Here is a 7,880-nt window from a genome sequence, read left to right as displayed (position 1 = left end):
GCTGCCGCCGGCCGGACGGGTGATCGACGTGCAGGGCTGGCTGGAACTTTTCCACGAGCCGGGCCGCCACCTCGTGCTGTGCGGGATGAACGACGGCAAGGTCCCCGCCCGCAGCGGCGGCGAGCCGTGGCTGAGCGAGGCGAGCCGGGAAATGCTCGGCCTGACCAAAGACGCGGACCGCGCGGCGCGCGACGCCTATTTATACAAGGCGATGCTGGAGGCCCGCCGCGATGGCGGGCGGGTGGATGTGATCTGCGGGAAATCCGGAGCCGGTGGCGAGTCGCTGCTGCCGTCGCGCCTGTTGTTAGCCGGCGAACGGGACGAGCTGCCGGAGCGGGTGAAGACGCTTTTCAAAGAGGTCGAGCCGCCGGAAGCGGGCCTGCGCTGGCACGCGGACTGGCAGTGGACGCCGCGCGTCGTCGAGCCGTCGCTGCGGTTGAACGCCTCCTCGATCGGCGACTACCTGACCTGTCCGTTCCGCTACTACCTGAAACACGCCGTGAAGATGCAGGGCTCGGAAGCGGGCCGGGGCGAGTGGAACGCCCGCGACTTCGGCACGGTGGCGCACGAGGTCCTGGAACGCTGGGGCCGCGACACCGAGGCGAGGGAATTCGAGAAAGCGGAAGCGCTTCACGCCTGGCTTTCCGCCGAGCTCGACCGGGTGGTCGCGGAGTGGTTCGGCAAGCGCGTGCCGCTGGCCGTCCGCATCCAGACCGAGGCGCTTCGCAACCGCCTGCTGTGGCTGTCGCGAGTCCAGGCGGACGCCCGCTCGGACGGCTGGCAGGTCATCGACGTGGAGCACAAGTTCGAGCTGCCCGCAGGCGGGGCGATGATCGTCGCCAAGATCGACCGGATCGACCGCCACCGGGAAACCGGACGGCTGCGGGTGCTCGATTACAAGACGGGGAAAATGGACGGCGTGGACAAGGCGCACCGGAAAAAACTCAATACCAACAGCACGATCCCGCGCCACCTGAGCCTGGAATGCCCGGCGGTGTATGCCGGCGAGGACAAGGGCAAATCCGCGGATTTCCTCTGGCACAACCTGCAGCTCCCGCTCTACGCGGCGGCGCTGGTGGCGCGCGGGGATCCGATGCCAGCACCCTGTTATTTCATGCTGCGCTCCACCGAGACAAACGTCGCGATCCACGAGTGGTCGGATTTCGAAACGGCCGACCTCGAAGCCGCGCAAGCCTGCGCCGAGTGGGTGGCGGGACAGATCGCCGCCAGCATTTTCTGGCCGCCTGCGGAAAAAGTCACTTACGACGACTACGAAATCCTCGCCGCGGGCCGGGCGTTTGAAGACATGTTCCCGGCTCGCTGACCGCCGGATTTCACGAAAACCACAAGCGCTCGACAGCCCACGTGATCCCGGCGAGGGCGACGAAGCCGGAGCCGGCGGTCTGCACGGGCCGCGTCCATTTCCTCAGCGGCCAGAGCACCAGGAACGCGGCGCACAGCACGGTGATCTGGGCGAGCTCGACGCCGACGTTGAATCCTAACAACGGACCGGTGAGCTTGTCGCGGGGGATGCCGCCGAGCTTCTCGGCGAGCACGCTGGCAAAGCCAAGCCCGTGCAGGAGGCCGAAGCAGAAGACGAGGATCAGCCGCTGCCTGCCGAGCTTGCGGGTCAGCAGGTTTTCAATCCCGACCCAGGCGATGCTGACGGCGATGAGGACTTCCACCAGCTTTCCGGGGACGTGCACGACGCCGAAAACCGCCAGTGCCAGCGTGATCGAGTGCGCCAGCGTGAACAAAAGCGACTGGCCCATCAGCGGCTTCCACTTGGGCAGCAGCAGGAAAAGCCCGAGGATGAAGAGCATGTGATCGAGCCCGAGCGGCAGGACGTGGTGAAATCCCGACTGCACCCAGCCGCCGGTGAGCGGCTTCTCGACAGGCGCGGATTGCCCGGAATCCGTCTGTTTCAAGAGCATTAGATTTCCGCCGGGCAGGGTGCTGACGACCTTCGCGTCATCGCCCTCCTCGGTGAGGATGATCAGTTCCGTCTCCTGCTCGCCCGACCAGTGCGCGCGCAACTCCCCGGCTGCGGGAAGCGCATCGATGACGATTCGCGTGGTGATCAGGGCGATGTCCCCGGCTTCCGGCGGCAGGTCGAACGGCTCCTTTTCAAAATCCGGGAACTCAACCCGCCACGCCACATCCTTGTCGGCGAAGGTGAAACGCAGGAGCTTTCGCAGGGTGTTGTCCGTCTCCTTGCGGATGCGCGCGAACTCTGCCGGCGAGGACTTCAGCACCGCGGCGCGGCTCAGCGGCAGCCCGCCCGGCACGCCGCGCGTCTCGGGCAGCATGTAGGCGATGTCCATCTCGCCGAGCAGCCGCCACTGGGCGTCGAGCTTCTGAAACTCGAGCTCCACGGTGGCCACCTGGTGCGCGTGAAGCACCGGCAAGGAACCCAGAAGAAACAGCAGGCAGGCGAATAAACGGGCGAAATTCATGCGACGGGAAAGATGCGGCTACGCATACGGGGAAGTCGGGAATTTGGCCACTACGAACCGCCGGAGCTTGATTTCACGGGGGTTGCAGATACCGAAAATTCCGGCAACTCGCCGCTTTACAAGGCCGGAAGCACCACCCATATTCCGCCGCCCATGAATCTTGCTGTAATCGATTGGCTCTCAATTAGCATCAACCTGCTGCTGGTGATCTTCGTGATCGTCTGCTTACTGATGACTCTAATCATTCTGATGCAACGCCCGAAACAGGAAGGCCTGGGCGCGGCATTCGGCGGCGGCGTGACCGATCAGGTCTTCGGCGCCCGCACCACCAACGTGCTTCAACGCGGCACCGTCTACCTGGGCTCGCTGTTTTTCATCCTGAGCCTCGCGCTCGCCGTCTTGATCGGCCAGAAGAACAAGACCATCAGCACGGTGACCAAAACCGAGCCCGCAGCCAAGGTGGAAGAAGCACCAGCGGCGAAGCCCGTCGAAGCGCTTGCTCCGAAATCACTCAGCGAAGAACTTCCTGCCGAGACTCCGGCACCTGCGGAAACCGCTCCGGCTCCCGAACCGACTCCGGCCCCCGCAGCTCCGGCTGAAACCGCTCCGCCGGTGGTGCCGGCGCCAGAAGCTCCGGCAGACAAATAAGCCGGTCCCTAACGCTCTCACGGCGTGAAGGAAACCACCTTGGAAAACCCCGAAGTCCCGGTCTGGGCGCGGGAAGACGCATTTCCCGAAGCCCCTGATGGATGGGGCTGGATCGACGCGAAGAAAAAGCCCCACGCCTGCGATTCGCTGGAATCGCTCGCCGCCGCGATCCGCGACGACCGCGACGCCAGCGTGACCCTCGTCTGGGCTCCCGGCCACGCGCGGATGATCCTGCCGGAAGAACTCGGCGGCATGGCCGACGCCTTGCGGACCGCCCGCGCGCGCTGGTCCCGCGATGATCTGGACGACGCGACGCACAGGCTCCGCTGGTTCGGGATGATCCTGCTAGGCCTGAGCGCATACGTGTTCTACGGCGGCATGGTTCTAGCGGGAAATCTCGCGGCGCAATCCGGCACGACCGTCGATTTCTCCCAGCGCCTGAAATTCGCCGCGCGGGCGGTGCTTGACTCCACCTCGTGCGGGCTGGCCTTGCTGATGTTTGTGATTTTCGCCTTCATCCCGTGGTATCAGGCGCGGAAGCGGCGGAAGGAACTGGCTGGCTGGACGGAAGCGGGAATCGCCGAAGTCGTCCCCACCCTCCGCTTCGAGACATGGCTGGACTGGCAGAAAGCGCCCCTGACAAAAGTCTTCCTCGGCCTGATCGCACTGGTGGCCGTGGCGCAAATCCTTGGCGGGCTGAAGACGGCGGGCTGGAGCTCGTTGATTCACAGCTGGGACGGCACATCCGCCGCCGGACTGGTGAAGGAACGCTACCTGCATGGCGAGTGGTGGAGGCTTTTCACCGCGCCTTTTCTCCATGGCAACGTGGTGCATTTCCTGATGAACGCGGCGGCGCTGGCGTATCTGGGAAAACGCGTGGAGGTGTCCGCGCGCTGGCCGCATCTGCCGCTGGTTTTCCTGTTCGCCGCCTGCGTCGGCGGCGAGGCGTCCGCGCGCTTCGTGGCCGCTCCGTCGGTCGGCGCGTCCGGCGGCCTGATGGGCTGGCTGGGTTTTCTGCTAGTCTTCGAGACGCTCCACGCGCGCCTGGTCCCGCGCCGGGCGAGACCTCGGCTCGCCGCAGGCGTGCTGCTCACCGCGCTGATCGGCCTGGTCGGCTACCGCTTCATCGACAACGCGGCCCACGCCGGCGGACTGGTCGCGGGCATGCTTTACGCCACCATTGTTTTCCCGGCCTCTTCATCGCCGGCCCGGCCACACTCCACCATCACCGACCGCGTCGCGGGAGCTGCGGCGCTTGCAGCCCTAACCGCATCGGCGCTGTTGGCCGTCTGGCAGGTTTCCGCGGTCTAGACACCCTCCCATTTATCAACCGCGAGTCACGCAAGCCTTCCGCGCCCGGTGGCTCGGACGGCGTGCACTGGAGAATCGCCTGTGCGAGACGTCCCTGATCTTCACATGGCGGGCCTCAGTGCTTCTGAGAATGCTCGAGCGCGGCGGCGACGAAACCCGAGAAGAGCGGGTGCGGGTGGTTCGGCTTGGACTGGAACTCGGGGTGGAACTGCGCGCCGATGTAGAACGGATGCTCCGGCAGCTCGACGATTTCCACCAGACCTTCTTCCGCGGAGACGGAGGAAATCACCAGGCCGGCGTCCTGCAGGCGGTCCTGATAGTCGGAGTTGAACTCATACCGGTGGCGATGGCGCTCGTGGATGCGATCCACGTTTCCATAGAGATCGGCGGCCTTGGTGCCGGTGAAGAGGATGGATTCGGAAGAGCCGAGGCGCATCGTCGCTCCCATGTCTTCCACACCCTTTTGCTCTTCCTGCAAACAGATGACCGGGTGCTTGGTCGTCTTGTCGAACTCGGTGGAGTTCGCGCCTTTCAAGCCGCAGACGTTGCGGGCGTATTCAATGGTGGCGATTTGCATGCCCAGGCAGATGCCGAAATACGGGATCTTGTTTTCGCGGGCGTATTTGGCGGCGAGGATCTTCCCCTCGGTGCCGCGGTCACCGAAACCGCCGGGGACGAGGATGCCATCGACATCGCCGATGACCGCCTTCGCGCCGTGGTCCTCGATGGCCTCCGCCTCCACGCGGACGATCTGCACCTTGGTGTCGTGATGCGCGCCGGCGTGGATGAGCGATTCGTAAATCGATTTATACGCGTCCTGCAGCTCGATGTATTTGCCGGCCACCGCGATGGTGACCTTGTGCTTCGGATGGATGACGCGCTGCACGAATTTCTCCCAATCCTCGAGCGCCGGCGACGGCGTGTGGCCGAGGCCTAACTTGTCAACCACCAGCCGGTCGATCTTGTCGCGGCGGAGGTCGAGAGGGCATTCGTAAATCGTGTGCGCCACGTCGCGGAAGGCGACGACGTTCTTGCGCTCGACGTTGCAGAACATGGCGATCTTCTTGCGGTTGTCCTCGTCGAGGTCGGCCTCGGTGCGGCAGATGATGATGTCCGGCTGGATGCCGAGCTCGCGGAGTTTCGCGACGGACTGCTGGGTCGGCTTGGTCTTCACCTCGCCGGCCGCCTTGATGTAGGGCAGCAGCGTGACGTGGATGAAGCAGACGTTTTCCTTGCCGACTTCGAGCGCGAACTGGCGCAGCGCCTCGACGAATAACAGGCCTTCCATGTCGCCGACGGTGCCACCGATCTCGGTGATGAGCACGTCGGTGTGCGGATTGTTCTCCGTGACCTGGTGCATCCGCAGTTTGATTTCATCGGTGACGTGCGGGATGAACTGGACGGTCTTGCCGAGATATTCGCCGCGGCGCTCCTTCTTGATGACCGAGTCGAAAACCTGGCCGGAAGTCAGGTTGTTCATCCGCGAGAGCACGCCGGAGGTGAAGCGCTCGTAGTGGCCGAGGTCGAGGTCGGTCTCCGCGCCGTCGTCGAGGACGTAAACCTCGCCGTGCTGGAAGGGCGACATGGTGCCGGGATCGACATTGAGATAGGGGTCGAATTTCTGCATCAGCGTGGTCAGGCCGCGGTGCTCTAGCAGGGTGCCGATGGAAGCTGCTGCAAGCCCCTTGCCGAGTGAGGAGACGACGCCGCCGGTGACAAAGATGTATTTCATGAGAGTGATGGATGGGCAGTGGTGAGAAGACGTTCGATTTCGCGGGCTTGCTCCGGGGTATCAACGCCGGGCGAGGTGTCGGAGGTGATGAGTACTTTGATAGAAGCGCCGTTTTCAAGGGCGCGGAGTTGTTCAAGCGACTCGGCTTTTTCCAAGGGCGAGGGAGGCCAGGTGACGAAGCGTTCGAGGAAACTCCGCTTGTAAGCGTAGATTCCCTTGTGGCGCAGCACCGGCAGGCCATCGACCGGGTTGCGGAAAAACGGCAGCGGCGAACGGGAGAAATAAAGCGCGCGGCCATCGAGGGCGATGGCGACTTTCACCACGTTCGAGTCCTGCACGGCGGGGTCGGAGGGATCGAGCGGGTTGGCGGCGGTGGCCATGTCGAGCGAGGCGTCGGCGGCCATCGCGGCGGCGAGCTCGTCGATGAGCGCGGGGTCGATGAGCGGCTCGTCGCCCTGGATATTCACGATGTGGGTCGCCTGCGGGACGGCCTGCGCGGCCTCGGCGATCCGGTCGGTACCGGTGGGATGGTCCGGCGAAGTCATGGCGACCTTGCCGCCGAAGGCGATCACCGCGGCACGGATCCGCTCGTCGTCGGTGGCTACGATGATTTCATCCAGCCCGGAACACTGCCGACAGCGCTCCCAAACATGCTGGATCAAAGGCTTTCCGGCGATGAGATGAAGCGGTTTGCCGGGAAAGCGCGTGGAGCCCCAACGAGACGGCAATACGCCGAGAATGTAGGTGGGAGTATGAGATTGGGTCACGTTTGGCGCGGGCTGGGCGAGCGTATGGCACGGACAAGCCCACGGACAAGAGCGGTTTCGGAAAAAGATTTCCTCGGGGCTCCGGAAGACGATTCACTCTGCCCCTCTTGCGAGTCCCGCTCTTGGAAAGGCGGCGTTCAGCGAGGCGGGAAGACACCGCCGCTGTCGATGGCAGGCCGCTTGCCGTTTTGCGGCACCGCCACCTTTCCGCCAGAGTCGTGCTTGGCCACGAAGACATCGTCGAGGCTGGCGCTGGCCAGCAGCGTGCTGCCGAAGCTCGCGTTCCTGCCCGTGAAAACGCCCGTCACCAGGGTATTGCCGCTGGGATCGACCGCAATGCCCCGGCCCTGGTCGGCGGTGATGTCCCCCGCCCTTTCCGCCCACAAAAAAATCTTGGCAAAGCGGTCTGCAAAAATACGCTCGCACCGAATGAAAACCGCCGTAAAATCTCCAAATCCCGCCAGATTCCGGCGTCCAGCGGAGCATTCTTCCTTTCAGAGTTTCAGTTTTCAGCATTTCAGCTCTACCCAAATCCCTCTTTTCCCCCGCAACCCCCTTTTTCCCCGCCTCCGGTCCGGCCACCCGCTCTTTCAACGGCCTTCGCCCCAAAAGTAATTTCCTAGCAATCAATATAAGATGAAACAACCCGCATTTGTCCGCCCACAGCTCACGGGCTTCGCGCTGGTCATCACGCTCTCGTTGATGATTTTGTTGACGGTCATCGCGGTGGGACTGCTATCGCTTTCGAGCATTTCGCTGCGCGCGTCGGCGCAGGGCAATGCCATGGCGATGGCGCAGGCCAACGCCCGTCTGGCATTGATGCTGGCCATTGGCGACCTCCAGAAAAACGCGGGACCCGACCAGAGTGTGACTGCCCGGGCCGACGTCATTCCTGCAAACAGCGCCAACCCCCACCTCACCGGCGTCTGGAAATCCTGGGAAATCAAGGCCACCGAGCCACCTTCG

At 63.9% G+C, this 7,880-nt stretch carries 8 protein-coding genes; 4 read left to right on the top strand and 4 right to left on the bottom strand.

Translation table 11 applies throughout. The features are described from left to right. Nucleotides 1–1,324, top strand: a 1,324-nt coding sequence (locus AC4DF4_RS17210) for a PD-(D/E)XK nuclease family protein (protein WP_490049342.1), incomplete at its 5' end; no start/stop codon positions are given. 10 nt (nucleotides 1,325–1,334) lie between these two features. On the opposite strand, the gene AC4DF4_RS17205 is transcribed toward AC4DF4_RS17210, so the two are convergent. Beyond that, nucleotides 1,335–2,456: a HupE/UreJ family protein gene (locus AC4DF4_RS17205; RefSeq protein WP_490049341.1), complete on the bottom strand. Its 1,122-nt coding sequence runs from the start codon at nucleotides 2,454–2,456 to the stop codon at nucleotides 1,335–1,337. 153 nt (nucleotides 2,457–2,609) lie between these two features. On the opposite strand from AC4DF4_RS17205, the gene secG reads away from it, so the two are divergent. Together secG and AC4DF4_RS17195 are read left to right on the top strand one after the other, a co-directional pair. Further along, entirely contained in the window at nucleotides 2,610–3,104 is a 495-nt protein-coding gene (secG, locus tag AC4DF4_RS17200) for a preprotein translocase subunit SecG (RefSeq protein ID WP_490049340.1), read from the top strand. Between the two features lie 24 nt (nucleotides 3,105–3,128). Further along, nucleotides 3,129–4,415, top strand: a complete 1,287-nt coding sequence (locus tag AC4DF4_RS17195) for a rhomboid family intramembrane serine protease (protein WP_490049339.1) — start codon at nucleotides 3,129–3,131, stop codon at nucleotides 4,413–4,415. A 115-nt stretch (nucleotides 4,416–4,530) separates the two neighbouring features. Here AC4DF4_RS17195 and pyrG read toward each other — a convergent pair whose 3' ends face one another. From pyrG to AC4DF4_RS17180, 3 genes are all read right to left on the bottom strand, one after another. Further along, nucleotides 4,531–6,147, bottom strand: coding sequence for a CTP synthase (pyrG, locus tag AC4DF4_RS17190; RefSeq protein WP_490049338.1), 1,617 nt, complete (start codon nucleotides 6,145–6,147; stop codon nucleotides 4,531–4,533). Further along, nucleotides 6,144–6,914: a 3-deoxy-manno-octulosonate cytidylyltransferase gene (gene kdsB, locus AC4DF4_RS17185; RefSeq protein WP_490049337.1), complete on the bottom strand. Its 771-nt coding sequence runs from the start codon at nucleotides 6,912–6,914 to the stop codon at nucleotides 6,144–6,146. Before kdsB ends, pyrG begins: the two co-directional genes overlap by 4 nt. 137 nt (nucleotides 6,915–7,051) lie before the next feature. Continuing rightward, entirely contained in the window at nucleotides 7,052–7,300 is a 249-nt protein-coding gene (locus AC4DF4_RS17180; RefSeq protein WP_490049336.1) for an SBBP repeat-containing protein, read from the bottom strand. Between the two features lie 250 nt (nucleotides 7,301–7,550). On the opposite strand from AC4DF4_RS17180, the gene AC4DF4_RS17175 reads away from it, so the two are divergent. Next, nucleotides 7,551–7,880, top strand: a 330-nt coding sequence (locus tag AC4DF4_RS17175; protein WP_490049335.1) for a hypothetical protein, incomplete at its 3' end; no start/stop codon positions are given.

The sequence above is a fragment of the Luteolibacter sp. genome, assembly GCF_058122085.1.
This window is presented reverse-complemented; position numbering and strand designations above follow the sequence as displayed.